Here is a 23,636-nt window from a genome sequence, read left to right as displayed (position 1 = left end):
TCCGGAAGGGTGCCCGGGTGGGCTGAAAAACAGGGAGAGCGGATCGCTCCGAGACGACACTATACAAACGATCAAGGGGCTGCGTTCAAGGCAGCCCCCGACAATCTCAGAGTATCGATGCGACCTGCCGCTCAGAGGGCATTGATCTTGTCCAGAAGTCCTTCCGGCCAGTCCTTGGCGAGATCGGACTCAAGATACTTCTCCTGGGCGAAGGCGCGGAAGGCATCGACGTCCGGCTTGTAGACCTTGAGGCCCTGCTCCTTGAAGAAGTTGGCAAGGCGGGTCTCCTCGTCGAGGTGCTTCTGGGTGCTCGAGTCGACCGCCTTGGTGACCTCGGTCTCCAGCTTCGACTTCTGCTCGTCCGTCAGCGAATCCCACGTCTTCTTCGACACGACGAAAAGATCGTAGCCGATGAGGTGGCTCGTCAGCACGATCTGCGACGTCACCTCGTAGAACTTCATGTTGTAGTCGTTGGGCAGCGGATTGTCCTGGCCGTCGATCGCGCCGGTCTGGAGCCCGGTATAGACCTCGGAATAGGCCATCGGCGTCGGATTGGCGCCGATCGCCGTGCCGAGGAACTGCCAAGCGTCGCCGCCCGGCATACGCAGCTTGATGCCGGCCATATCGGCGGGTGTCTTGATTTCCTTCTCCGGCTTCAGGTTGACCTGACGCGTGCCGAAGTAGACCGGCGTGACAATGTGAACGCCAAGCTGCTCCTCGGCCGCCGATGTCATTTCCTTGCCGACGTCGCTGGCATAGAAGGTCTTCAGATGAACGGCATCGCGGAAAAGATAGGCGGAGCTGAGGATCGACCAGCTCGGGATCTGCTTGGCGATATCCTGCGGGGCGACGATGCCGGCCTCAAGATTGCCGCGTTGCAGGGCCACCAGCTCGGTGCCCTGCTTGAAGAGCGTCGCGCCGAAATGCGGCTCGAAACTGAAATCGTCGGAAAGGGCCTTGCCGAGTTCGCGCATCGCTTCGGCGCGAATGTCCGTGTCGCTGAAGACGGCGGAAAACTTGAGCGTCGGCTTTTCGGCGGCAAGGACGGTCGTCGCAAAGCCGGCGGTCGCCAGAATGGCACCGCCAACGAGGGCCACTCGTCGCGTGAGAGAAAGCACCATTTTTCTTTTCCTCCCTTCTGGCGGGGCTTGTTCTTTGCAGCCGCCGCTTCTTTCCATCAACTATGGACGAAATAGTTCGTTTATGTCAATGCGCATGCCCCCGTCGCGCCGGAGAGCTCGGAAGTGGCCGGCCATCTGCTCGGGATCAGGCTCAACGCCGGTCATCAGCCGGAAGGCTATCACCGCCTGGAAGATCGCCATGCCAGAGCCGGGCAGAACCTGACAGCCAAGCGCCCTCGCCTGCCGCAGCAGTTCGGTTTCTTCCGGGAAATAGACGACGTCCGCCACCCAGAGGTCGGAACGCAGATCCTCCGGCTTCACCGACATGCCGGGATACTTGTCCATGCCCACCGGGGTTGCATTGACGATGCCGTCCGCCCGGGCGATTGCCGCACCAACATTGTCGGTATGGCTGACGCGGTCATGCCCGCAGCGTTCGCCAAGGCTTGCGATGAGACTTGCCGCCTTGTCGCTGTCCCGATCCGCGATCACGAGATGCCGGACGCCGACGTCGAGCAGCGCCTTGCCGACGGCCATGCCGGCGCCGCCCGCGCCAATCAGCACGACGCGGTCGAGGCGCGGTTCATCCAGGCCGCGCCGGAAGCTTTCGCCGAAGCCCCAGCAATCGGTGTTGTAGCCAGTCGCCTCGCCGGCCTCGAAGACCACCGTGTTGACCGCGCCGATGGAGCGGGCATCGTCGGACAGCCGGTCGAGACAGGCGATGACGCGTTCCTTGAAGGGATAGGTGATGTTCAGGCCGCGGTAGCCTTCCGCCCTCGCCTTTTCGACAATGGCCGGAAGATCGGAATCCTGAAGGCCCATGTGATCGAAGTCCAGCAAGCGATAGCGGTAGTCCAGGCCGAGCCGCGCCCCCTCGGCCTCGTGCATGCCGGGCGTTCGCGATTTCTGGATGCCGCGTCCGATCAGGCCCGCCCTGATGGCCGGCAACGGATCCTGCGCCATGGCGCGCCCGCTGCCATTCTTCGTCGATGTCACGGTTGACTGCCTCGCACTGCTACCATGCGGCGCTGTTCCCGGCCCGCCCGTACCTTCGGCAGCCGGGTCCGCGCCTGCAAGACGTGCGCGCGACTGTGGACGAACCAGTTCGTATAGTCAATAATCGCCCCCTGGGGAGCGGGAGCAGTGACCGACATGACGATCGAGACAGCCAACATCGCAGCCGGGCGAAGCCGCACGAACGACCCCGAAGCGACAAAACGCAATATCATAGAAGTCGCCACCAAGGAATTCGCCGAGAACGGCCTGTCGGGTGCGCGGATCGACGAGATCGCCGCCAAGACCAAGTTCAGCAAGCGGATGATCTATTATTATTTCGGCGACAAGGACGGCCTCTACCTGAAGGTCCTGGAAGACTGCTACAGCAGGGTCCGCGCGACGGAGGCGGCGCTGAATCTGGAAGGGCTGTCGCCACTGGAGGCCCTCAAGACGCTCGTCGGCTTCACCTTCGATCACCACACGAGCAACGAGGCCTTCATCCGCCTCGTGATGATCGAGAACATCCACCACGCGGACTATATCGCCCGCTCGCCAGTCATCCAGCAGCTCAATGTGACCGCCATCGACGCGATCCGCAAACTCTACGAGCGCGGCGTCGCGGAGGGCTCCTTCCGGCCCGGCCTCGATGCGATCGAACTGCACTGGCAGATCAGTGCCCTGTGCTTCTTCAACGTTTCCAACCGGGCGACCTTCTCCGCCATCTTCAAGCGCGACCTCGGCACCAGCGAGTCCCTTGCCCGGCTGAAAGAGGCCGTCGTCGACATGATCGTCAGGTATGTGAAGGCGGATTGACCGATCTGCGGCGAGGACATCGACACAGAACCATGCCTGCAGATGATCAGTGCAGGATCTGGGCGAGGAACGCCTTCAGCCGGTCGCTCTCCGGTGTCTCGAAGAAGGTCGCCGCCGGTCCCATTTCCACGACCTCGCCCTTGTCCATGAAGACGCAGCGGGTAGCAACACGGCGCGCAAAGCCCATCTCGTGGGTGACGCAGATCATGGTCATGCCGTCGGCGGCGAGATCCTCCATGACCTGGAGCACCTCCTTGATCATCTCCGGATCGAGCGCGGACGTCGGTTCGTCGAAAAGCATGATGGGCGGCTCCATGCAAAGGGCGCGCGCAATGGCGACGCGCTGCTGCTGGCCGCCCGAGAGCTGGCTCGGATATTTGTGCGCCTGCTCGGCGATATGCACACGCTCCAGGTAGCGCATCGCCGTCCGTTCGGCCGCCGCTCTCGACAGACCCCGTGTCAGACGGGGCGCGAGCATGCAGTTTTCCAGAATGGTGAGATGCGGAAAGAGGTTGAACTGCTGGAAGACCATGCCGACCTCGAGCCGCACGTCCTGGGTCTTGCCGGGAGTGCCGTCGAGTTCGACGCCGTTGACGACAATGCGCCCGCCATCATGCGGCTCCAGCCGGTTGATTGTGCGGATCAGGGTCGACTTGCCGGAGCCCGAGGGACCGCAGATGACGATCTTCTCGCCGCGCCGAACCTCCAGGTCGATGCCCTTGAGGGCGCGGAACTTGCCGTAGTATTTCTCCACGCCCTTCATTTCGACGGCGATTGCACGTTCCTTCGCGGCAGGCGGCTGGTCGGTCGCCGTCTCGGAGGATGGCATGGTCATGGCGTCTGCTCCTTGGGTGCGCGCAGGAACAGGCTGCGGGACATGCGCAGCCCTCGTGTGACGAGAGGAAGGGAGGAGCCGGCTTCGGTATGCTCCTCAGTGCGGCTCGCCTCATGCGCCCTCAGATGGCGGTTGAGACGCGCCTCCAGCAGCCGGAAACCAAGCCGGATCAGGTTGACCAGCGACCAGTAGAGGAAGGCCGCCGTCAGCATCGGCGTGAAGGGATCGTAGGTCTGCTCGAAGACGGAGTTCGCGACCGCCGTCAGGTCGACGACCGTGATGACGCTGATCACCGCGGTTCCCTTGGTGAACATCACGACTTCGTTCTGGTAGGCGGACAGGCCGTAGCGGACGGCGAGCGGCATCTGGATCTCGCGAAAAGTTTGCTGGGGCGAGATGCCGAGCGCGGAGGCCGCCTCGACAAGACCGGCGGGCACCGCCTCCAGACTGCCGCGCACCACGTCGACCATGAAGGCGACATGGTTCAGCGCGAGCCCGATGACGGCGCAGGCAAAGGCGCTGCCGAAGATGAACCAGAGCGGCCCCTCGCGCAGGGATTCGATCTGCCCGAAGCCATAGTAGACGAGGTAGAGCAGCGTCAGCAGCGGCGTGCCGCGGAAGAACATGACGAAGGTGGCCGCCCCCCAGGACAGAATGGGGTTCTTCGACATCCGTGCCAACGCCATCGGCACCGACAGGATCAGGCCGAGGGCAAGGACGATCACCGTCATGGTGATGGTCGTCATCAGCCCGTCCAGCATGTCCGGCAGGCTTTCAATCGCAAGGTCGAGGTCGATGGGAAGTGCGCTCATGTCTTCACCTTGGCGATGCCGCGACCGAGGCGAGCCTCGAGACGGGTGGCGAGGGGCATGGACAGCGCGCTGAAGGCAATGAAGAACAGCGACGCCGCGATGAAGAAGATGAAGGGTTCCTTGGTCGCGCCGGCCGAGATCTTGGCCGTGGCGACGAGATCATTGAGGCCGGCCAGAGAGACTAGCGGCGTGTCTTTCAGGACGATCAGCCAGATGTTGACCAGCCCCGGCAGGGCCAGGCGGAAGACCTGCGGCAGGATCACGTGGTACCAGGCCCAGTGAGGGCGGATCGACAGCGCGGAGCAGGCCTCGAACTGTCCGCGTGGGAGATTGCGCACCGCGCCATGCACCAGTTCGGCGACATAGGCGGCATAAACGAGCGTCAGCGCGGCAAGGCCCGCCCCGAAGGGCGTCACGTCGACGATGCGCGAGGTGCCGAAAATCCCGGAGAGGATCGCGCTGCCACCGTAGTAGAGGATGAAGATCACCAGCAGCGAGGGCACACCCATCATGATCGAGGCGTAGGTGCGCCAGATCGCCTGGATCACGACGTTCCGCGACAGGCTGATGATCCCGACGACCGTGCCAAGGATGAAAGCCAGCGTGAACCCCGACACGAAAAGTTCGATCGTGACCCAGGCGCCGTTCGCCATCTGGTTGATGTAGCCCCAGAACTCGGGGGATGTGATTTCCATGGGTCTCTCCCAGGCGTGTGCGAAGCGGCACCGGACGGATTGCCGGCCTCAAGCCAGGCCGCCGCCCTCCCGATCCCTCGGCCAGCCCCGCCGCCGGCAACCAGCGACCGCGCAGCAAACGCCGTGCCGGGAGCGGCGGCCGGGCACCGGGAGCCCGGCCGGGGCAGGCCATCGGGGAAGAATGGCCAAGGCCGACTAGTTGACCTTGGATTCGCAGGCCGCATCCTCGGGAAGCGTGTTGATCTCAAGATATTTCTTGCGGATCTCGGTGTAGGTGCAGTCCGCGATCAGGGACTCCAGCGCCGCATCCATCCGTTTGACCAGTTCCGGGTCGTCCTTGCGGACCGCCCAGGCGAGACCGCGTTCGTTCTCCGGCACGTCGGGCTCGCCTATCCAGTATTCGCCTTCCGTGATCTTGAAGCCCTTGCCTGCGTCCTTAGAGAGGAACTCCACCTCGGCGTTGAGCTTGGCCTCGAAGGACATGTTGACCCGCCCGGCCTGCATATCGAGATGGAACTGGTCGGGGTTGTCGTAGAGGACGTATTCGACGCTGTCGCCGAACATGTCCTTGGCCATCTTGATGTGCGCCCCGCCGCTTTGCAGGGCGAGCTTCATGCCCTTGCCGGCGAGACCTTCCTGGGTCATCGGCGCATCGAAATCCGTCGGTACGAGGAAGACCATCGGGTTGGCGATGATCCGCCTCGAAAACAGCATCTTCTCCTTGCGCTCGGCGGTCGGCGTGATCTGCGAGATCAGAACGTCGAACTTGCCCTGAAGCATCGACGGCACCAGTGCCTTGAACGTCATGACCTGGATCTCGCAGTCGACGCCCATGCGCTCGCACATGGCACGGGCCAGATCCGGTTCCAGCCCGACCAGGTCTCCTGCGGCATTCACCATGCTGAAGGGCGGATAGGTCCCTTCATTGCCTAGCCTGATTGTCTCCGCCGTCGCGGCGGCTGTCAGGCCGGTCAGGACTGCCAGCGCCATGGTCGCGCTGAGGGCGGTTTTCCGAAGCACGGAGCGTTCGTATGCAATGAACGTCATGGTGTCGTCTCCTTGACAGAGGGGTCATGGGTTACGTCATGGCGGAGTTCATCTCACGTTGTTCTTGGGTCTGATGCAGAGTCGGTGCGGGGGTGCCCGCCTCAGTTGGTGAGGCAGGCCTGTTCCCGCGCCAGAATGGGAACCGACAGGAATTTTTCGCGGATCTTGGTGAAGGAGCAGTCGGTAATCACCTGGTCGATGGCCACGTTGAAGCGCTCGATCAGAGCCTCGTCACCCTTGCGGACAGCCCAGCTGTAGCCGCGCTTTTCCTGGGGGACGGCCTCATCGCCGAGCCAATGGTCGCCGCCGGCGATCTTCCAGTCCTTGCCTTCCGGCTTCATGATCAGCTCGAAGGTCCAGTTGAGCTTGGAGTCGAAGACAAGGTCGATGCGGCCGGCCATCAGGTCGAGGCGCATCTGGTCCGGGTTGTCATAGAGGACCTTCTCGAAGACATCCGGGAAATGCTTGTCGATATAGGGGATCGACGACGCACCGCGCTGGAGGGCGATCTTGAGACCCTTGCCCTTCAAACCCTCGGGCGTGAAGGTGTAGTCGCTGTCCTTCTTCACGATGAACGTGGCCGGGTTGTAGATGATCGGCTCGCTGTAGGTGAGCTTCTTGAGGCGCTCGGGGGTCGGCGAGAGCTGGCTCGTCAGGACGTTGAACTTGCCCTGCAGGATCGAGGGGATCAGCGCCTTAAAGTCCATGACGACGAATTCGCATTCAACGTCCATGCGCTTGCAGACCTCGCGGGCGAGCTCCGGCTCGAAGCCCGTGAGATTGCCGTCGGAATCGACGATGCTGAAGGGCGGGTAGACGCCTTCGTTGCCGAGCAGCAGCTTTTCCGCGGCAGCGGGCGCGGAGGCAACGGCCAGGGCAGCAAGTCCGAGACCGGCGGCGGCGACAAGTGAACGAAGTTTCGTGAAGGATGGGGACATCTTTGGTCTCCGGTGAGTGATCGAATTCGGGTTGTTCGGTGATGCGTCCTGCAAGCTCGTATCGACGAGGCGGCGCAGGCGCCCGCCGTCGTCGAACGGTCAAAAGTCGAGAAGATTGTCGCGCAGCTGTTCGTGCGCGTAGGCCTTGCGGGTCAGCCCACGGCGCTGGAGCACCGGGACGAGACCGTCGGTGATCGAGGCGACCGTGCGCCTGTTCACGTTCGGCTGCTCGATGAGGAAGCCGTCGCCGCCGACCTCCTCGATGATCTCTTCCATCTGGCTGGCGCAGTCCTCGGGCGTGCCGACGACGTCGACGCAGTAGCCACGGGTCGTGTGGTCGATGATCGCCTGACGCAGGGTCTTGCCCTTCGAGCCGTCGAGGAACTGGGCAAGGCTCGACTGGTGGCCGTTGGTCGTCAGTTCGCCGATCGGCGCGTCGAGGTCGCAGTCGGAAAGATCGAGGTTGGTCGACCAGCCGAAGCGAGCCAGCATCCGGTCGATGTTGTTCTCCGCAAAGGCCCGGCGCATCGCGATCTTCTCCTCCGCCTCGGCCTTCGTCTCGGTGACGATGGGCTGAAGCAGGAAGAGCACCTTGCAGTGTTCCGGATCGCGGCCGGCGGCCACCATCTCGGCGCGGACATCCTCACGGTATTTCTTCATCGCCGCGGTGCCCCGCGGGGCGGCGACGATGGTGTCGGCATGACGGGCGGCGAAGGCCTTGCCCATCTTCGAACCGCCCGCCTGGGCGATCACCGGCTGGCCCTGCGGCGCCGGTCCCGAATTCAGCGGCCCGCGCGAGGCGTAGTATTCGCCCTTGAAATCAATGGTCTTGACCTTGGTGTGGTCGATCAGCACACCGCTTTCATGATCGGCGACGATGGCATCCGGCTCCCAGGAGCCCCAGAGGCCCTTGCAGATCTGGATGTATTCCTCGGCCATCAGGTAGCGCTTGTCGTGTTCGGGCAGCGCGTCCATGCCGAAGTTCATTGCCGACAGGTCGGACGACCCGGTCACCATGTTCCAGCCGCCGCGGCCGGCCGAAATCTGGTCGAGCGTTCCGACGATGCGCGACGTCAGATACGGGTGATAGGCGAAGGTCGACAGGGTCGGAACGATACCGAGACGCGTCGTTGCCGCCGCCATCAGCGTCGCGACGACCGAGGGTTCCTGACGCGGGATGGAAATGCCGTTCTTGAGGAAGATCTCGCGCGAATTCTTCCAGTTCTGGCCGACGTAAATAGAATCCTCGATCAGGATGTAGTCGAAGCAGGCCCTCTCCATGGCTCGCGCAAGGTCAAGGAACGCCCCTGCCCCCATCCACTCTGTTTCGATATTTCCCGACCAGGGATCCCCCCAACCGGCAATGCTCGACCCTTGAAGAAACCATGCGAGATGAAACGGTTTTACGGCCATGAAACGCGATCTTTTCTCCCGAAGAGCTTCCGGCAACCGCGCCACAAGCTCACTGCCCCCGGCAGTTTCTCTACGGGAAAAAGCGTACACACAGCCACTTGGCCAAATACATCTGCATTGACCAAATCAACAATTGAAAATATGAGAGCAATTTGTGCACCGAAAATTGGCGCATAGCCAAAATTTTATTCAGTATAGATACTAAAGCGATCAAATAGCACAAACGCTGTCGAGGCCTTTTAGACCCTGACAGCGCAAAGTTCAATATCATTTAGACAATCTATTGGCGAAATCGCCCAATATTTACTTGCTCATCGGCATTTCTCCAACAACCTTAGCAGTTTATCGCGGAGGACTGGCACCGGGCCGCATCCGGTCAGGCAGCCGCAAATCCCTTCATCACCTTGCCACGGAAGAACAGCAGCGGTTCACCGTCCGCACGGCTGCTCGCGGCAACGACCTTTCCGATGACGATCGAAATGTTGCCGCGTTCGATGACGTCCTCGACGACGCAATCGAAGGCACCGAGCGCCTGTCCGTAGACCGGAGCGCCGGTCTCAAGTGCGGTCCACTCCCCCTCGACGAAGCGATCGGCGCCGGAAAGGCCAGACTTGCCGCCAAACGCATCGGAGACGTGACCGGCGTCGGCATCGAGGAAGTTCACCGCAAAGCACTGGCTGGAAAGCACGCCGGCCAGCGCGCTCGTCTTCTTGTCGATCGACACCAGCATGGTGGCGGGATCGGCCGTGACGTGTGCCGCCGAAAGGCCCAGGAACCCGGCCGGTCCGTCCTCGCCCTTGGTGGTGACGATCGTCATGCCGATGGCGCGGGCTCCGAGCGTGCGCCAGAAGGTTCCGGGGTCGATCTTGGCGGGCATGTCGTTCATCGCGAAGGCTCCATCAGACGTGTCGGGGAAAGGCCCGCTCCGGAAAGGTAGGTCTCCGGCGGGATCGAAGACTGGCGGCGAGCGCCGAGCCCGGCCGCCTCCGCCATCAGCTTCAGCGAACGGACGCGGGCCCGGAAATTATGCACCGGTGCCTGAACGACGATCTCGTCGGCACCATAATGGCCTGCCAATGCCTCAAGGCTCGCCAGCACGGTTTCCGCGGTTCCGAAGAATTTCCGGTCGACCGGGCGATCCGGCTCCGTTGCCGGATCCTTGCCCGCCTGCCCAACGGGATCGATGGCAACAAACCGCCCCTTGTCGCGCGCCGACCGCCACCAGGCATAGGACCGGTAAAGACCATCGGCTTCGGCCTCGGTTGGCGCGGCGGCCGCAAAGGCAGAGACCGCCAGATAGGGCGTCCGGCGATACCGGCTCGGGACGAAGGCGGCGCGATAGGCCTCAACCGTCTCCTCGCCCCCTGCCCCGTCCGCCACGAAATGGGCGAAGGCATAGGGAAGACCAAGCTGCCCGGCCAGTCTTGCCGTGCGCGGCGTGCCGCCGACGATCCAGGGCTCAGGCCCCTCGCTTCCTTCTTCCGGTCCGGGCACGGCCCGCACGCCGGCGAACGGATGGCCGCCGGCAAAGCTGCCGCTGCCAAGCAACTCGACGACATCGGCCGCCTCATTGCCGAAGCGGTCAAACCCGATGACGGCAAGAGGATCATCCATGGCTTCCGGCCGCAGGGCGTAGATCGTCGCACGGTCCGCGCCCGGTCCACGGCCAAGTCCGATATCGACCCGTCCGGGAGCCAGCGCGCCGAGGACGAAGGCCTGTTCCGCGGCCTTGAGCGGCGAGACGTGGGCGAGAATGGTCGCGGCGCTGCCGATGCGGATCGACGATGTTGCCGCAGCGACCGCGCCGAGAAGAACCTCCGGCGCCGATCCGGCAAGACCCGGATAGCCGTGGTGCTCGGACACCCAGAAGCGATGGTAGCCGAAAGTCTCGCAAGACTTCGCAAGCGCCAGGGTCTCGCGGATCGCATCCGCCGCGCTTCGACCGGAAGCGAGGATCGACTGATCGAGAACCGACAGGCGCATGAAATCTCCTCAGACGACTGGGCTTGCCGCGTTGCGGCAATATTCGGAAAGGTCGGCGATGGTGCCGATGCGAAGATCATGCCGCCGGGCGAAGACCATCAAATCCGGCAGGCGGGCCATGGTCCCGTCCTCATTCATGATCTCGCAGATGACCCCGGCCGGCGCGTGGCCGGCGAGGCGGGCAAGGTCAACGGCGGCCTCGGTGTGGCCGGCGCGGACGCCAAGCCCGCCGTCCCGCGCGACCACGGGAAAGAGATGGCCCGGCATGACCACATCCGCCGGACCGGAAGCCGGATCGATCGCCACCGCGACGGTCCGGGCCCTGTCCTGCGCTGAGATACCGGTGGTCACGCCCTCGCGCGCCTCGATCGAGACCGTGAAAGCAGTCTGGAAGGTTTCCGTGTTGGCCGAGACCATCGGCGGCAGCTGGAGCCGCTCGGCGGTCGCGCCGTCGATGGCGAGGCAGACGAGGCCGCAGGCCTGCCGGGCCATGAAGGCGATCATCTCCGGCGTCGTACAGGATGCGGGAACGACGATGTCGCCCTCGTTCTCGCGATCCTCGTCGTCGACGAGCACGACCATGCGTCCGGCGCGCGCCTCGGCGACAATCTCTTCGGCCGTCGCCAGATCGCTCATCGGCAAGGCGCGGGGTTTTGGATCGCAGATGCTGTTCATCCATCCTCCGGACGGGTGGCCATGGACGCCGATTGCGCGTCAGGACAGGCGGTGAAACTTGCGGGCGTGGTAGACGAGCGCATCGGCCTCGGGCGAATGGCGCACGGCAAGCACCTCGCAGAAGAAGACATCGTGGCTGGCGCCGCTCATGATGTTCGAGACGCGGCAGTCGAAAGCGACGGCCGCGCCCTCGAGCACCGGCGCTCCGGTGACCATCGTCGTCCACTCCGCGCCGGCGAAACGGGTGGCCATGTCCTTCGAACCGCCCGCAAAGGCCATGGCGAGATCCTCGTGCGGCCCCGCCACGGTGTTGACGCACAGGATCCGGTTCGCCGAAAGCGTGGCGTGGGCCTGGACCCCTTTGTTGACGCAGACGAGCAATGTCGCCGGGCTGTCGGTGACCGAAGTCACCGCCGAGGCCGTAAAGCCGACCCAGCCGCCCTCGCCCGTGCTGGTGATGATGTTGACGGCGGCGGCCAGCCTCGCCATGCCGTCACGATAGACCTGCTTTTCAACGGTCGGGATGGCGAAGACATCGTCCTCGGAGGCGGTGGCGAGCGCCGTCATCGTGTCACTGGCGTGGTCGGCAAGGGCCATGGCTGGATCACTCCGTTTCATGGGGCGGGCCGAGTGCAGCATGGGCGACCAGGCAGCACTCCGGCCGATCAGAATTCGCGCAGCGTCTCGCGCAGCGTTGACTTGGTGTATTCGGTGCGGGTGAGGCCGCGCCGCTGAAGGGCCGGCACGAGGCCCTCGCAGATCTCCAGGATGTATTGCCGGCTGATGGTGGTGGTGAACGGCCGGGTGATCAGGAAACCGTCGCCTCCGACCTCTTCCATGATCTCGCCCATGCGGTCCGCGACCTGCTCGGGCGTTCCGACGAGGCCGTCGAGGCCGCGCGAAACCTGCTCCATGCACAGTTCGCGCAGCGTCTTGCCGCTGCCCCACTGGGCGAAGGCGTCGAGCGATCCCTGCTCGCCATTCGTGGTGAGATGCGGCAGTTCCTTGTCGAGATCGAATTGCGAGAAGTCGATGTCGGTGATCGAACTGATCGAGGCCAGCACCTTGGGGATATAGCCGGGAGCGGAGGAAATGCGGGCGAATTTGGCGTGCGCTTCCTCCTCGGTCTCGCCAAGGACAGGGGCGACGACGAAGAGCACCTTGATCTCGTCCGGATCGCGCCCCGAGGCCGCCGCACGGGCGCGCACGTCGTCGCGATAGGCTTTGATGCCGGCAACGCCCGACGACGGGGCGATGATGCTGTCGGCGGTCTCCGCCGCGAACTGGCGCCCGCGCGGCGATCCGCCGGCCTGGACAAAGGCCGGGCGACCCGGCTGAACCGTCGGCACGCAGTTCAGCGGCCCTCGGCACTTGTAGTATTTGCCCTCGAAGTTGATGGGACGAACCTTGGTGTAGTCGGCATAGGTGTCGGTCTCGCGATCCATCACGACCGCATCCCGGTCCCAGCTCGACCAGAGCTGCTTGACGAGGTCGACATATTCGTCGGCCATGTCGTAGCGGGCCTGGCGCGGCGGCAACTCGTCCATGCCGAAGTTCATGGCGGCGTAATTCTCGCCCGAGGTAACGATGTTCCAGCCGAAGCGGCCGCCGGCGATATTGTCCAGCGTCGCGCAGAGCCGCGCCAGCATGAAGGGCGGATAGGCCATCGTCGAGAATGTGGCGACGACGCCGAGGTTCTTGGTGTGGTTGGCAATCAGGGAAGCCATCGGCGAGGGATCGCCCTTCGGCCCCATGATTGCGTATTTCAGATAGGCCTCGGTCGAATGGCCGTAGGCGTCCGAGATCATGAGCGTGTCTTCGAGCATGATGTAGTCGAAGCACGCCCGCTCCATGGACTTGGCCATGTCGATGTAGAAGGTGCCGTCCCAGGGCTTGCCGCCAGCCGCGAAGGGCCTGTTCCACTCGTCGAGAGCAAAATTCATGAACCAGCCGAGATGGAAACGCTTGGGCATCGGATCCTTGTCCTTCACATCGGGGGTCTTGGGGGTTGCAGGCGGCCTCAGAACTCGCGCAGCCGCTCGCGCAGCAGCTTGGGCTCGTGGCCATAGGAGGTGCGCGTCAGGCCAAGCCGCTGCAGGGCCGGTACGAGGCCCTCGCAAATCTCCACGACATACTGGTTGCTGACCTTCTGGAACGGCGAGGTGATCAGGAAGCCGTCGCCGCCGACCTCCTCCATGACCTCGCCGAGGCGGCTGGCCACCTGATCGGGTGTGCCGACGATGCCGTCGAGACCGCGCGTTGCCCGGTCGGCGACAAGCTGGCGCAGCGTCTTGCCGGTGCCCCACTGGGCAAAGGCCTCCAGCGACCCCTGCTCGCCGTTCGTCGTCATGCGCGGCAGTTCCTCGTCGAGCGAGAACTGCGAGAAATCGATGTCCGTGACGGAGCTGATGGAGGCGAGCGTCTTGACGAGGAAGCCTTCGGACGAGGCATAGAAATCGAACTTTTCCCGGGCCATCGCCTCGGTCTCGGCAAGGACCGGCGTGACGATGAAGAAGACCTTGATCTCGTCGGGATCGCGCCCGGCAGCCGCCGCGCGCTTGCGGATGTCGTCGCGGTATTCCTTCATGGCGGCGGTGCCGGAGGCGGCGGCGATGATGCTATCGGCGGTCTCGGCTGCAAACTGACGCCCGCGGGGCGATCCGCCGGCCTGCACGAAGGTCGGGCGCCCCTGCGGCGAGCGCACGCAGTTCAGCGGCCCGCGGCATTTGTAGAATTTGCCCTCGAAATTGATCGGATGGACCTTGGCATGGTCGACGTAGGTGTCCGTCGCCCTGTCGCGAACCACCGCGTCCGGTTCCCAGCTGTCCCAGAGCTGCTTGACGAGTTCGACATACTCATCGGCCATGTCGTAGCGCGCCTGGCGCGGCGGCAACTCGTCCATGCCGAAGTTCATGGCGGCGTAGTTCTCGCCGCTGGTGACGATGTTCCAGCCGAAGCGGCCGCCGGCGATGCTGTCGAGCGTCGAGCAGAGCCGGGCGAGCATGAAGGGCGGATAGGCCATCGTGGAAAGGGTCGCGACGACGCCGAGCTTTGTCGTGTTGCTCGCGATGAGGGCGGCGAGCGGCGCCGGATCGCCCTTCGGCCCCATCAGCGCGTACTTCAGGTAGGCCTCCATGGAGCCGCCGAAGGCGTCGGACACCATGAGCGTGTCCTCGATCATGATGTAGTCGAAGCAGGCCCGCTCCATGGCCTTGGCCATGTTCACATAGAACTCGCCGGACCAGGGCTCGCCGCCGGCCGAGAAAGGCGCGTTCCATTCGTCGACCGAGAAATTCATGAACCAGGCGAGATGGAATGGCTTTGTCATCGGCTCCTCAGGGAAACAGCGTTCTCTGGCTGCACCGAGTGAACCGCAGCAGGTCAATGCAGACCATCAGCAAAGCGCGAAGCGCCGTTCAGGACGGATGATGATAACTAATTGAGCATTCGCATGATTTTTTTGCTGCAGTGCCGTTGCCGAAGCGTGCTGCCAGCCATGCCAGGACAGCAACAATGTAACCGGTAGAGGCGCTTGGGACCACAATGACGTCTGAAAGGACCTCTTGAACGTCCCCCTGGTCTGCCTCACTGCAGCGCAGCAAACTGGCACGGCGGTTGCGTAGAATCCCGCATACCACAGCTGCCTGCCCGCACGACGCCTCGACGCACTGTTGCGTACAGAGGCCCCGCATCGAGAGGTCCGCAAAACGGATCCGCCGTCTTCGGCCCGATGCTCAAGAGGCAGAACCTGTCACACCTGGATCGCGCGCAATGCCAAGTCTCACACAGATTCACGACACCGACCTGAAACTGCTCCGCTGCTTCTGCACGATCGTCGAGGAAGGCAGCTTCACCGCGGCACAGGCGACCTTGAACCTGTCGCAGTCCATGCTCAGCGAATACATGAAATCGCTGGAGCTTCGCCTCGGGACCCGCCTCTGCCAGCGCGGACCGAAGGGTTTCAAGCTCTTTCCCGAGGGCGAGATCGTCTACGAGGCGGCCAAGGAACTTTTCGCCTCGGTCGAAACCTTCAAGCAGCGGGCCTCGGAGCTGCATGACGGCGCCGGCCACGAGCTCGTCATCGGCATTCAGGACCACGTCGTCGACAATCCCAAGGCGCGGATCGCCGAGGCGATCGCCCGCTTCTCGGAATATTATCCGAACATCCGCTTCCGCCTGGAGATCATGCTGGGCTTCCAGATGACCGGCCGGGTCGCCGACGGGCTGGTCCATGTCGGGATCGGTCTCGTCAACGACCAGTTCAGCCAGCTGACCTTCGAGCATCTCTTTGACGAGGAAGCCCATTTCTACTGCAGCCGCACCCATCCCCTGTTCCATCTGGACGATGACGAGATCACGCAGGAGCATATCGAATCCGCCGCCTACGCCAACCGCGGGCATCTGGAGTACATTCACCCGGAGCGCACCCGCAATGCGTCAACGCGCGGCGATATCGGGCACGGGGCTCACGCCCACATGACCCTGATCCTCTCTGGCCGAAACATCGGCTACATGCCCGATCATGTTGCCGAGTCTTACGTGAAATCGGGCATACTGCGCCCGTTGCGGCCGGACCTGACACACCTTGCAACGCGCGTCGGAGCCGTCTACGGCCCGAGTTCGGCCGACTTCAAGCTGGCCCGGCGTTTCGTCGACTGTCTCGTCGACAGCCACATGGAAACCGACGACACCGCGCTGACGAGTGTTCCGGCGCGGCCGGGCGGCACTGGGCGCGCGGGGATTGCGGGCCGTGCCGTCGCGCCGGACGCGCGCCCCTCCGCCAGTGCCACGCGCTACAACGACAGGCGCCGGACGACGGCCCCTTCGCATCAGCCGAAAGTGCGCGAGCACGGTCAGGTCTGACTCATATCAGGTTTCGCCGCTGTCCGGTTTCCGTGGTTGCGGCGTCTCAACCCCTGCCTGCATTGCGGCGGACCGTGTCGATGGTCGAGCCAACGACGATCGTCGCGCCGATCAGGGTCCAAGCGTCGGGAATCTCCCCGAAATACAGAAATCCGATCAGCCCGGCCATGATGAGACGCGTGAATTCCAGCGGGGCAATGGCCGACGCCTCGCCGACGCGGAAGGCCATGGTGAAAAGGTACTGGCAGATCGTGCCGAAGACGCCGACGACAACGAGCATCGTCCATTCCTGCGCCGACGGCCATTCCCACCACCAGATCGTCGGCCCGAGATAGGCTGAACACAGGACGATCGACTGATAGAGCAACAGCGTCGTCGTGGTCTCCGTCGCGGCAAGCAGCCGGATCGACAGCGTGACGCCGCACAAGAGGACCGCGCTGACGATGGCCAGCAGCGCATAGGGGTTCAGCACCTCGGCCCCCGGCTTCAGCATGATCGCAACGCCGACAAAGCCGATCGCCGTCGCGATCCAGCGGCGGCGGCCGACACGCTCCTTCAAAATGAGGACGGCGCCGATGGTCATGAAGATCACCTGGCTGAAACCAAGCGCGGTCATCTCCGCGAGCGGCAGGTAAATGACGGCCAGAAAATAGGTGTATTGCGAGCCGAGCGTGAAGAGCCCGCGCAGCAGCAGCATGCGGGCATTGTTCGTCCGGAAGGCGGACGCAAGGTCGTGCCGGAAGAAGGGCAGGATCACAAGGGTCGAAAAGACTTGCCGGATCAGCAGGATCTCCACCAGCGGCAGTCCGGTTCCGATGTCCTTGATGCCCGCCATCATGACGCAGAAGAAGACAATGGAGCCGACCATCAGCGCCGAGCCGCGCAGGTTGTCGGGCACGGCGTGCCAGCGGCTGCGGCCCCGGCGCCCGGCGGCCGCAAGGCCTGTCCCGAAACGCCTGCGCGTCGCGACGGCCAACCCGGCGGCACCAATCGCCGAGACGGTCGGCACCGGCGCCGTTGCGGCTTCGGCCAACGACTCTGTCCCGGCCTCTGCGACAAAGTCCAATTGAGATACCCGGTGAAAGCTGTCCGGTACAGCGACAGACCCAGTCCCGGCCTGCGGTTCGCCCGGACCGCCCTCCGGGCTCATGCCGGATCTCCGCGAGGCACTGAGACAGCTCTTACCGGAACGCCGGTCGCACGCCGACTTTGCCACCAGAAGCGCCCGACCAGCGCGTTGCCCACCAGCAGGACGCCGCAGACGATCCCCATCCAGATCCCCTCGCCGCCGAAGCCCATCAGGAAGGCGAAGCCGTAGGCCAGGGGCAGCCCGACGAAGCCATAGAGGGTGACCGTCGCGAGCATGGCGAAGCGGTTGTCGTCGATCCCTCTCAGGACGCCCATTCCGACACCATAGAAGCCGTCGGCGAAAATGAAGCCGGCCGTCCAAGGTGTCAGGGCAAGGGCGACGGCGACGGCGTCATAATTGGCCGGATTGGCGGCATCGATGAAGAAGCCGATGAACACCGTCGGGTTGGCGGCAACGACAATCGCGGCAATCGTCATCGACAGGATGCCGAGGGCGGCCGCCACAAAGCCCGCACGCCAGATGTCGCCAAGCGCACTGGCGCCCCGGCTGTAGCTGATCCGGAGCGCCCCGGCATCGCCGAAGGCGGAGGCCAGCGCCCAGGCGATGGTGCCGAAATTGAGCACGAGTTGGTGGGCCGCGAGTGTCGCGGCGCCGAACCGGCCGATCAGCAGCGTGAGGGCGAGATAATAGACGCCGTCGATGGCCTGCAGCGTGCCGATCGGCAATCCCCGCCAGACGAGACGGAGCATTTCCATGACACCGCCGATGTCGAAGCGAACGAGACCGCGCCTCGGCCCGAGATGAACGATGGCCAGCATGACCAGCGCGACCGCCCAACTGATCACCACGAAGGCCATCGGGATGCCATGCCAGCCGATCTGAGGCATGCCGGCAAGTGCAAGGCCGAGGCCGATATAGGCAATGAGGGACAACGGCGTCAGCGCGAAAAGGATCGATGCAAGACCGAGAGCCGGCAAGGCCGTCCGCATCAGGCCGAGACGGATCATGTTGGCCGGCTCCGCCCAGCGCATGATGTTCAGGATCGCCTCGGCGTCGGCAACGATCGCCGGCTCCTGTCCGAGAGCGGCAAGAACCGATGGCGCGACCGTCATCCAGGCGAATGACAGGGCCGACAGCACGGCGGACAGCACCAGTCCGTTCGTATACCAGCGGGAAACGAGATGCCCCTGCCCCGCGCCCTGGACTTCGGACATCATCAGGCCGCTGATGACGAGGATCGCCGCCAGAATGTTGGTACTGACGCCGATGCGCATGGCCAGTCCACCGGCCGCGAGCGTGTCGGCGCTGGTCCAGCCGAACATCAGTAAGGTGGCCGTGGTCACCGCGAGATTGGAGAAGTGGCCCATAGTGATCGGGCCGGCAAGGCGCAGCGTCTCGGAGACATGCTGGCCGATCGGCATCCTGAGGCTCAAGGGCGGAGGCGCCGCGACCGCATCAACTGGTATTGCGGCCGCCAGCACAGCGCCGCCCGCCCCTTGGATGGTGTCCAGTCCTTGCCGTTCGTTCCTCTTCATCAGGCGAGATGCCGGCTGACGACGGCAACGCCGGCGCCGCAGGCATGGCTGCGACCGGCATCGTCTCGATCAGCCCCTTTCGGGCGTCGATGCAGTAACGGGAAAGTGCTGGCAATGAAGCATTGCCATCCGAACCGGTCGGCGGGATCGCCCTGTGCGACACCCCATCGGCCGGTCGGCATCCTTGAGTTACCAGTGCGGTCGTCGCCAGACCATCATCAAGGCACCAACCTTCGTTCGGCCCGCGCCGCAGACCTTTCGCCGGAGAGATGGGCAATTTGACCAAACAATCGGCAGATGGCAGGCGCGCGTCGTCGGAGCGGTTCTGCCCCCTATCTGCCGGCCTCCAGGTCGCCGATGGCCGGAGCGCCGCTGGCCGCGGCCATGAAACGCTCCTCCCACCAGGAAAAGAGAATGTCGCGAAGAGCGGCGCCCTCGTCGTCGCCATAGACCTCCCGGCGCAGGGCGTCGAAGGCGGCGGCCTCGCTCTCGTCCAGTTCGATCTCAAGATCCGTCGTCGCCAACGGGACGTTGGTGAAGGCGGGGACATAGGCAGGATCGCGCACCAGTTCGCGGGTCGCCTTGATGTTGGGCTGGCGAAAGTCCTTCGGCGTGCGCTGGCTTTTCAGGATCGGCGTCTTCGGCACAGCGGCCATGTCCTCGTCGGTCGCCTCGAAGACCGTGAGCTTGACCGGCTTCAGGCCGAAATTGCTGGTGCGCATGATATCCGCGCCACAGACGTTGGGGATCGCCAGCACGTCGACGAGGGCCAGGAGGTCGATATGGTCGCCGGCCCTGGAACTCTGCCGTGTGATCGTCGCCCGGCCGTCCGTCGTCACCTCGGTGCACATGAAGAGATTGAAGCTGTCGTGGACGTCATCCGGCGTCAGGCCGTATTCGCGCTGAGCCTCGGCCTGGATGTCGTTGCAGTTGGTGTGGGCGTCGAAGCCGTAGGCGCTTTCATAGAGGTAGGCGCTGCAACGAGGGAAAAGCACATCGTTGCGGCCGTAAGTGTCCTCCATGATGTAGACGAGCGCCCGCTCGCGCGGCGGCTGCGACCACATGAAGGTGCCCTTGGTCGGATTGAAACCGTGCACCGTCCGCGTCCGGCCGCAGTGCATGAATTCCTTGTAGTCGTGCAGGTTGAAGCAGTTGAAGTCGACGCATTGGCCGCCATCCACCTGCTCGATGCGCAGGATCTGGCCGGCCAGCAATTCGATCGCCTTGCCGGTGCCGGGCTGCATCGTCCATTCGAAGAGAACCTTGCGCTCGCTCATGACTGCCCCTCCTGTGACGGTCGCCCGGCCATCTCCTTGAGCGCGAGACGAACGAGCGCGGTCCGGTCCGGGGCAACGCCCTTGGCGACGGTACGATCGATCAGTTCCAGTTGCTGCGCATTCAGCGTCAACCGGATGGTCCTGGCCGGCATGGCTCTTCTCCGAGGTCAGATGACACCAATCATGTATACCTGATTGGACTCAATTACGTGATGTCACTCTAAAATTCCGCGAATTCCTCAATATGGAAAGCTTAAAAATTACGCATACCGCTCATTCTTTCCGCATATCGCATACTTGCTTCTTCGAATCACGTATACATAATGGTGGCATTACAGATTGATGCTGGACCTGACGCTGAACCCGGTCGCAGACAAGAGGCGAGGACATGGCCAAACCACCCTCCCGCGTGGATATCGCGCATACCGCCTTGCGGCAGGCGATCATCGAGCAGGCCCTGCTGCCGGGAACGAGGCTCCCGGAGGACGAGATCGGCGGCCACTTCGGGATGAGCCGCACGCTCGCCCGTGCCGTGCTACAGCGTCTGGCCGGAGAGGGTCTCGTTGACCTGCAGCCGAAGCGCACCGCAATGGTGGCGCAGCCAAGCCTGGAAGAAGCCCGAGAGATCTTCGAAGTGCGCCGCGCCCTCGAGCGTGAGGCGGTGGAACTCGTGGTGCGCCGCTGGAAACCCCAGTTCGGTGCCGAGCTTGAGGGCCATGTCCGCGAAGAGGACGCGGCGAAGGCGCGCGGCGAGGAGCGGGTCTCGATCCGGCTCGCCGGCGAATTTCACCTGAAGCTTGCCGAAATGTCCGGCAACCGTCTGCTGCTGCGCTATCTCGGCGAGGTCGTCTCGCGCTGCTCGCTCATCCTCGCGCTCTACGGGCGGCCGCATTCGTCCGACTGCGCGGTCAATGAACATTCGGAAATCATTTCGGCCCTGCGCGCCGGCGATGCGGCAAGAGCCGTCCATCTGATGGACCACCACATCGGCTCGGTCGAGCGGCGCGCGCTCTTCGACGACGACGTGCCGAAGGCCGACCTCGGGTCGGTGCTTGCCCACTATGCCAGAGCGATCACCGCCCGCGAGGCGGCGGTGCCCCTCGATGGCAAAAGGGAAAAGGCGACCAAGCCCTCGCGGCAGGACAAGGCCTCATGAGCGAGGACGGGCTGCACACCCACTTCGACTTTGCCGGCCTTTCCGCCCGAGATCGCTACAAGCTGCTGATCGGCACCGTCATCCCGCGTCCGATTGCCTTCGTGACGACGGTGGATACGCAGGGCCGTGCGAACGCGGCGCCCTACAGCTTCTTCAACGCGCTTTCGGCCGATCCGCCGATCCTTGCCATCGGCGTGGAGAACCATGCCGACATGTCCTTCAAGGACACCGCGAAGAACGTGCGCGAGACAGAGGAATTTACTGTCAACATCGTCGACGATGCCCTGCTCGACGCCATGAACGTCTGCGCGGTTCCGTTTCCCTCGGATGTCGACGAACTTGCCGCCGCCGGACTGACGCCGATTGCCGGCACCCACGTCCGCTGCCCGCGCATTCTGGAGGCTCCGGCTTCGCTCGAATGTCGCCGTTACCTGACGCTGGAGGTCGGGCGCTCGCGGGAGATCATCCTTGGCGAGGTGCTGGGCGTCTTTATCCGCTCCGATGCGGTGAATGCCGAGCGCAAGCATGTGGACCAGCGCGCGATGGATGCGATTGGCCGGCTTGGCGGACATGGGTATTCGCGCATTCGCGACCAGTTCGATTTGCCGACCATGTCGCTTGAACAATTCCAGCGCCAGCAGATGGCGCGGGAGGATGCCGGAAGCTGATCCGGCAACGATGAAAAGTCCGCGGCCAACGCGGCGTTGATCTTTTTGAAAACAGGGGCGCCCGCGAAGATTTCCGGCGCATGAGACCGGCTGCCTCCGGGGCATTCGCCGACGGGCATCGCTTTGACCAAAACTCGGGGAACACAGTCCATGATCGACATTCGCATGACACGCCGCGGCCTCCTCGGATCGACTGCCGGGGCCCTTGCCATCGGCGCCGGCTTTTCCGCCCGCGCGGCCGAAAACCTCACCATCGGCATGATCTACGTCGGCCCGCGCGACGACTTCGGCTGGAACCAGGCCCATGCGGTCGGGGCCAAGGCGCTGAAGGACATTCCGGGCGTCACGGTCGTTGAAGAAGAGAACGTGCCGGAGACCGTCGCGGTCACCCAGACCATGGAGTCGATGATCAACATCGACGGCGCAACGCTGCTCTTCCCGACCTCCTTCGGCTATTTCGATCCCTTCATGATCGAGATGGCGAAGAAATATCCGGACGTCGAGTTCCGCCATCCGACGGGCCTCTGGTCGGCCGACAAGCACCCGATGAACCTCGGCGGCTACTTCTGCTATCTCGATCAGGGCCACTATGTGAACGGCATCGCGGCAGGCCTCTCGACAACGTCCAACAAGATCGGCTTCATCGCTGCAAAGCCGATTTCACTGGTTCTGCGCAACATTAACGCGTTCACCATCGGCGTGAAGAAGGTCAACCCGGCGGCCGAAGTGCGCCTCATCATCACCGGCGAGTGGTCGCTGCCGGTGCGCGAGGCGGAGGCGACGAATGCCCTGATCGACGCGGGCTGTGACGTCATCGCCTGCCACGTCGATAGCCCGAAGGTCGTGGTCGAGACGGCCGAAGGGCGCGGCGTGAAGTCCTGCGGCCACAACGCCGACCAGTCGACGCTGGCGCCGAAGGGCTTCATCACCGGCGCGGAACTGAAGTGGGGCACCGTCTACACCGCCTATGCCGGCATGATCGCCAAGGGCGAGAAACTGCCGAACGTCAACGAAGGCGGCTACGACAAGGACATGGTCCAGTCGACGGCCTTCGGCGCCGGCGCGACCGAGGAGGCCAAGACCGCCGCCACCAAGGCGATCGAGGAGGTCAAGGGCGGCGCGCCGATCTTCGTCGGGCCGCTCAAGGACAACAAGGGCAACATGGTGATCGAAGGGACACTCGGTCTCTATGACGGCGCACTCTGGGGCACCGACTACCTGATCGAGGGCGTGGTCGGTTCGATCACCTGATCGGCCTCACGAACCCATCAAGGACCTGCGGATCATGCCGGGAGACGCTCCCGGCATGTCCATCAGGGTGCCTCGGGACGGCGGGCCACCAGATCGATCTCGATCAGCGCGTCATAGGCAAGGCCGGTGACGCCAACGCAGGTGCGTGCTGGCAGCCGCCCTTCGGCGAAATAGCTGCGATAGGTGGCATTCATCGCCGCGTAGTCTTCCTTGAAGCGCGTCAGGTAGACCCGCGCCATGGTGACGTGCTCAAGCCCGAGCCCCAGACCGGCAAGGACGATCTTCAGGTTCTCCATCACATTGCGGGTCTGCGCCTCGATCCCCTCCGGCAGCACGCCCGGTGCGGCCGGCGTATCCGGCATCTGGCCGGTGACGAAGACGAAGCCGTCCGTCTCCACCGCATGGCTGAAGGGAGCGACGGGCGTCGGCCCGCCCGCGATCATGTGGAACTGCATCGTGTCTCCTGAA

24 protein-coding genes are annotated in these 23,636 nt (G+C 63.8%); 5 read left to right on the top strand and 19 right to left on the bottom strand.

Translation table 11 applies throughout. From position 1 onward, the window contains the following. Positions 1-131 precede the first annotated feature (131 nt). Positions 132-1,121: a TRAP transporter substrate-binding protein DctP gene (gene dctP, locus HDIA_RS10705; protein WP_099556151.1), complete on the bottom strand. Its 990-nt coding sequence runs from the start codon at positions 1,119-1,121 to the stop codon at positions 132-134. 60 nt (positions 1,122-1,181) lie between these two features. Continuing rightward, a complete protein-coding gene (locus tag HDIA_RS10700; protein ID WP_245884236.1) occupies positions 1,182-2,117 on the bottom strand; it encodes a shikimate dehydrogenase in 936 nt (311 codons plus the stop codon). A gap of 156 nt (positions 2,118-2,273) precedes the next feature. On the opposite strand from HDIA_RS10700, the gene HDIA_RS10695 reads away from it, so the two are divergent. Beyond that, positions 2,274-2,930: a TetR/AcrR family transcriptional regulator gene (locus HDIA_RS10695; protein ID WP_099556149.1), complete on the top strand. Its 657-nt coding sequence runs from the start codon at positions 2,274-2,276 to the stop codon at positions 2,928-2,930. A gap of 46 nt (positions 2,931-2,976) precedes the next feature. Here HDIA_RS10695 and HDIA_RS10690 read toward each other — a convergent pair whose 3' ends face one another. The 12 genes from HDIA_RS10690 to HDIA_RS10635 all read right to left on the bottom strand — a co-directional run bounded on the left by HDIA_RS10690 (position 2,977) and on the right by HDIA_RS10635 (position 14,656). Next, positions 2,977-3,765, bottom strand: a complete 789-nt coding sequence (locus tag HDIA_RS10690) for an amino acid ABC transporter ATP-binding protein (protein WP_197708128.1) — start codon at positions 3,763-3,765, stop codon at positions 2,977-2,979. Next, positions 3,762-4,577 carry an ABC transporter permease gene (locus tag HDIA_RS10685; RefSeq protein ID WP_099556148.1) on the bottom strand — a complete coding sequence of 272 codons (816 nt, stop codon included), beginning with the start codon at positions 4,575-4,577 and terminating at the stop codon, positions 3,762-3,764. The genes HDIA_RS10690 and HDIA_RS10685 overlap by 4 nt, the downstream gene beginning before the upstream one ends. After that, positions 4,574-5,272, bottom strand: coding sequence for an ABC transporter permease subunit (locus tag HDIA_RS10680; RefSeq protein WP_099556147.1), 699 nt, complete (start codon positions 5,270-5,272; stop codon positions 4,574-4,576). The genes HDIA_RS10685 and HDIA_RS10680 overlap by 4 nt, the downstream gene beginning before the upstream one ends. A gap of 195 nt (positions 5,273-5,467) precedes the next feature. Beyond that, the gene (locus HDIA_RS10675; RefSeq protein WP_099556146.1) at positions 5,468-6,319 is read right to left on the bottom strand and encodes a transporter substrate-binding domain-containing protein; all 852 of its coding nucleotides are present in this window, start codon (positions 6,317-6,319) and stop codon (positions 5,468-5,470) included. 101 nt (positions 6,320-6,420) lie between these two features. After that, positions 6,421-7,257, bottom strand: coding sequence for a transporter substrate-binding domain-containing protein (locus tag HDIA_RS10670; RefSeq protein ID WP_099556145.1), 837 nt, complete (start codon positions 7,255-7,257; stop codon positions 6,421-6,423). Between the two features lie 99 nt (positions 7,258-7,356). Beyond that, complete coding sequence (locus tag HDIA_RS10665; protein ID WP_099556144.1) at positions 7,357-8,670, bottom strand: NtaA/DmoA family FMN-dependent monooxygenase; 1,314 nt, start codon at positions 8,668-8,670, stop codon at positions 7,357-7,359. Between the two features lie 376 nt (positions 8,671-9,046). Beyond that, on the bottom strand, positions 9,047-9,556 hold the full coding sequence (locus tag HDIA_RS10660) for a flavin reductase family protein (RefSeq protein ID WP_099556143.1): 510 nt from the start codon (positions 9,554-9,556) through the stop codon (positions 9,047-9,049). After that, positions 9,553-10,653 (bottom strand): MsnO8 family LLM class oxidoreductase, encoded by a 1,101-nt coding sequence (locus HDIA_RS10655; protein ID WP_099556142.1) that lies wholly within the window; start codon positions 10,651-10,653, stop codon positions 9,553-9,555. Before HDIA_RS10655 ends, HDIA_RS10660 begins: the two co-directional genes overlap by 4 nt. Before the next feature lie 9 nt (positions 10,654-10,662). Then, on the bottom strand, positions 10,663-11,328 hold the full coding sequence (gene ribB / locus HDIA_RS10650) for a 3,4-dihydroxy-2-butanone-4-phosphate synthase (protein ID WP_099556141.1): 666 nt from the start codon (positions 11,326-11,328) through the stop codon (positions 10,663-10,665). Positions 11,329-11,367: 39 nt separating this feature from the next. Then, on the bottom strand, positions 11,368-11,925 hold the full coding sequence (locus HDIA_RS10645) for a flavin reductase family protein (protein ID WP_245884234.1): 558 nt from the start codon (positions 11,923-11,925) through the stop codon (positions 11,368-11,370). 68 nt (positions 11,926-11,993) lie between these two features. Next, positions 11,994-13,301, bottom strand: a complete 1,308-nt coding sequence (locus HDIA_RS10640; RefSeq protein WP_099558833.1) for an NtaA/DmoA family FMN-dependent monooxygenase — start codon at positions 13,299-13,301, stop codon at positions 11,994-11,996. A 47-nt stretch (positions 13,302-13,348) separates the two neighbouring features. Then, positions 13,349-14,656, bottom strand: coding sequence for an NtaA/DmoA family FMN-dependent monooxygenase (locus tag HDIA_RS10635; protein WP_099556140.1), 1,308 nt, complete (start codon positions 14,654-14,656; stop codon positions 13,349-13,351). Between the two features lie 443 nt (positions 14,657-15,099). On the opposite strand from HDIA_RS10635, the gene HDIA_RS10630 reads away from it, so the two are divergent. After that, positions 15,100-16,191, top strand: coding sequence for a LysR family transcriptional regulator (locus tag HDIA_RS10630; protein ID WP_099556139.1), 1,092 nt, complete (start codon positions 15,100-15,102; stop codon positions 16,189-16,191). Between the two features lie 46 nt (positions 16,192-16,237). Here the strand turns inward: HDIA_RS10630 and HDIA_RS10625 are convergent, their stop codons facing one another. From HDIA_RS10625 to HDIA_RS25315, 4 genes are all read right to left on the bottom strand, one after another. Continuing rightward, positions 16,238-17,224 carry a DMT family transporter gene (locus HDIA_RS10625; protein WP_162292631.1) on the bottom strand — a complete coding sequence of 329 codons (987 nt, stop codon included), beginning with the start codon at positions 17,222-17,224 and terminating at the stop codon, positions 16,238-16,240. 113 nt (positions 17,225-17,337) lie between these two features. Continuing rightward, positions 17,338-18,714 carry an MATE family efflux transporter gene (locus HDIA_RS10620; RefSeq protein WP_157775497.1) on the bottom strand — a complete coding sequence of 459 codons (1,377 nt, stop codon included), beginning with the start codon at positions 18,712-18,714 and terminating at the stop codon, positions 17,338-17,340. Positions 18,715-19,148: 434 nt separating this feature from the next. Next, complete coding sequence (locus HDIA_RS10615; RefSeq protein WP_099556136.1) at positions 19,149-20,093, bottom strand: DUF1989 domain-containing protein; 945 nt, start codon at positions 20,091-20,093, stop codon at positions 19,149-19,151. Continuing rightward, the gene (locus tag HDIA_RS25315; protein WP_157775495.1) at positions 20,090-20,245 is read right to left on the bottom strand and encodes a hypothetical protein; all 156 of its coding nucleotides are present in this window, start codon (positions 20,243-20,245) and stop codon (positions 20,090-20,092) included. The genes HDIA_RS10615 and HDIA_RS25315 overlap by 4 nt, the downstream gene beginning before the upstream one ends. 236 nt (positions 20,246-20,481) lie before the next feature. Between HDIA_RS25315 and HDIA_RS10610 the strand changes: the two genes are divergently transcribed. The 3 genes from HDIA_RS10610 (at position 20,482) to HDIA_RS10600 (ending at position 23,168) form a co-directional block, all read left to right on the top strand. Next, complete coding sequence (locus HDIA_RS10610) at positions 20,482-21,249, top strand: GntR family transcriptional regulator (protein WP_099556135.1); 768 nt, start codon at positions 20,482-20,484, stop codon at positions 21,247-21,249. After that, on the top strand, positions 21,246-21,917 hold the full coding sequence (locus tag HDIA_RS10605; RefSeq protein ID WP_099556134.1) for a flavin reductase family protein: 672 nt from the start codon (positions 21,246-21,248) through the stop codon (positions 21,915-21,917). Before HDIA_RS10610 ends, HDIA_RS10605 begins: the two co-directional genes overlap by 4 nt. A 150-nt stretch (positions 21,918-22,067) precedes the next feature. Further along, positions 22,068-23,168, top strand: a complete 1,101-nt coding sequence (locus tag HDIA_RS10600; RefSeq protein ID WP_099556133.1) for a BMP family ABC transporter substrate-binding protein — start codon at positions 22,068-22,070, stop codon at positions 23,166-23,168. 62 nt (positions 23,169-23,230) lie between these two features. Here HDIA_RS10600 and HDIA_RS10595 read toward each other — a convergent pair whose 3' ends face one another. Next, on the bottom strand, positions 23,231-23,623 hold the full coding sequence (locus HDIA_RS10595; RefSeq protein ID WP_099556132.1) for a RidA family protein: 393 nt from the start codon (positions 23,621-23,623) through the stop codon (positions 23,231-23,233). Positions 23,624-23,636: the final 13 nt, after the last annotated feature.

This window comes from Hartmannibacter diazotrophicus, from assembly GCF_900231165.1.
Lineage (GTDB): Bacteria > Pseudomonadota > Alphaproteobacteria > Rhizobiales > Pleomorphomonadaceae > Hartmannibacter > Hartmannibacter diazotrophicus.
This window is presented reverse-complemented; position numbering and strand designations above follow the sequence as displayed.

What these genes read in the sequence shown, in the direction of transcription:
- dctP (WP_099556151.1), bottom strand. Translation starts at nt 1,121, where the DNA reads ATGGTGCTTTCTCTCACGCGACGAGTGGCCCTCGTTGGCGGTGCCATT.
- HDIA_RS10695 (WP_099556149.1), top strand. Translation starts at nt 2,274, where the DNA reads ATGACGATCGAGACAGCCAACATCGCAGCCGGGCGAAGCCGCACGAAC.
- HDIA_RS10690 (WP_197708128.1), bottom strand. Translation starts at nt 3,765, where the DNA reads ATGACCATGCCATCCTCCGAGACGGCGACCGACCAGCCGCCTGCCGCG.
- HDIA_RS10685 (WP_099556148.1), bottom strand. Translation starts at nt 4,577, where the DNA reads ATGAGCGCACTTCCCATCGACCTCGACCTTGCGATTGAAAGCCTGCCG.
- HDIA_RS10680 (WP_099556147.1), bottom strand. Translation starts at nt 5,272, where the DNA reads ATGGAAATCACATCCCCCGAGTTCTGGGGCTACATCAACCAGATGGCG.
- HDIA_RS10675 (WP_099556146.1), bottom strand. Translation starts at nt 6,319, where the DNA reads ATGACGTTCATTGCATACGAACGCTCCGTGCTTCGGAAAACCGCCCTC.
- HDIA_RS10670 (WP_099556145.1), bottom strand. Translation starts at nt 7,257, where the DNA reads ATGTCCCCATCCTTCACGAAACTTCGTTCACTTGTCGCCGCCGCCGGT.
- HDIA_RS10665 (WP_099556144.1), bottom strand. Translation starts at nt 8,670, where the DNA reads ATGGCCGTAAAACCGTTTCATCTCGCATGGTTTCTTCAAGGGTCGAGC.
- HDIA_RS10660 (WP_099556143.1), bottom strand. Translation starts at nt 9,556, where the DNA reads ATGAACGACATGCCCGCCAAGATCGACCCCGGAACCTTCTGGCGCACG.
- HDIA_RS10655 (WP_099556142.1), bottom strand. Translation starts at nt 10,653, where the DNA reads ATGCGCCTGTCGGTTCTCGATCAGTCGATCCTCGCTTCCGGTCGAAGC.
- ribB (WP_099556141.1), bottom strand. Translation starts at nt 11,328, where the DNA reads ATGAACAGCATCTGCGATCCAAAACCCCGCGCCTTGCCGATGAGCGAT.
- HDIA_RS10645 (WP_245884234.1), bottom strand. Translation starts at nt 11,925, where the DNA reads ATGGCCCTTGCCGACCACGCCAGTGACACGATGACGGCGCTCGCCACC.
- HDIA_RS10640 (WP_099558833.1), bottom strand. Translation starts at nt 13,301, where the DNA reads ATGCCCAAGCGTTTCCATCTCGGCTGGTTCATGAATTTTGCTCTCGAC.
- HDIA_RS10635 (WP_099556140.1), bottom strand. Translation starts at nt 14,656, where the DNA reads ATGACAAAGCCATTCCATCTCGCCTGGTTCATGAATTTCTCGGTCGAC.
- HDIA_RS10630 (WP_099556139.1), top strand. Translation starts at nt 15,100, where the DNA reads ATGCCAAGTCTCACACAGATTCACGACACCGACCTGAAACTGCTCCGC.
- HDIA_RS10615 (WP_099556136.1), bottom strand. Translation starts at nt 20,093, where the DNA reads ATGAGCGAGCGCAAGGTTCTCTTCGAATGGACGATGCAGCCCGGCACC.
- HDIA_RS25315 (WP_157775495.1), bottom strand. Translation starts at nt 20,245, where the DNA reads ATGCCGGCCAGGACCATCCGGTTGACGCTGAATGCGCAGCAACTGGAA.
- HDIA_RS10610 (WP_099556135.1), top strand. Translation starts at nt 20,482, where the DNA reads ATGGCCAAACCACCCTCCCGCGTGGATATCGCGCATACCGCCTTGCGG.
- HDIA_RS10605 (WP_099556134.1), top strand. Translation starts at nt 21,246, where the DNA reads ATGAGCGAGGACGGGCTGCACACCCACTTCGACTTTGCCGGCCTTTCC.
- HDIA_RS10600 (WP_099556133.1), top strand. Translation starts at nt 22,068, where the DNA reads ATGATCGACATTCGCATGACACGCCGCGGCCTCCTCGGATCGACTGCC.
- HDIA_RS10595 (WP_099556132.1), bottom strand. Translation starts at nt 23,623, where the DNA reads ATGCAGTTCCACATGATCGCGGGCGGGCCGACGCCCGTCGCTCCCTTC.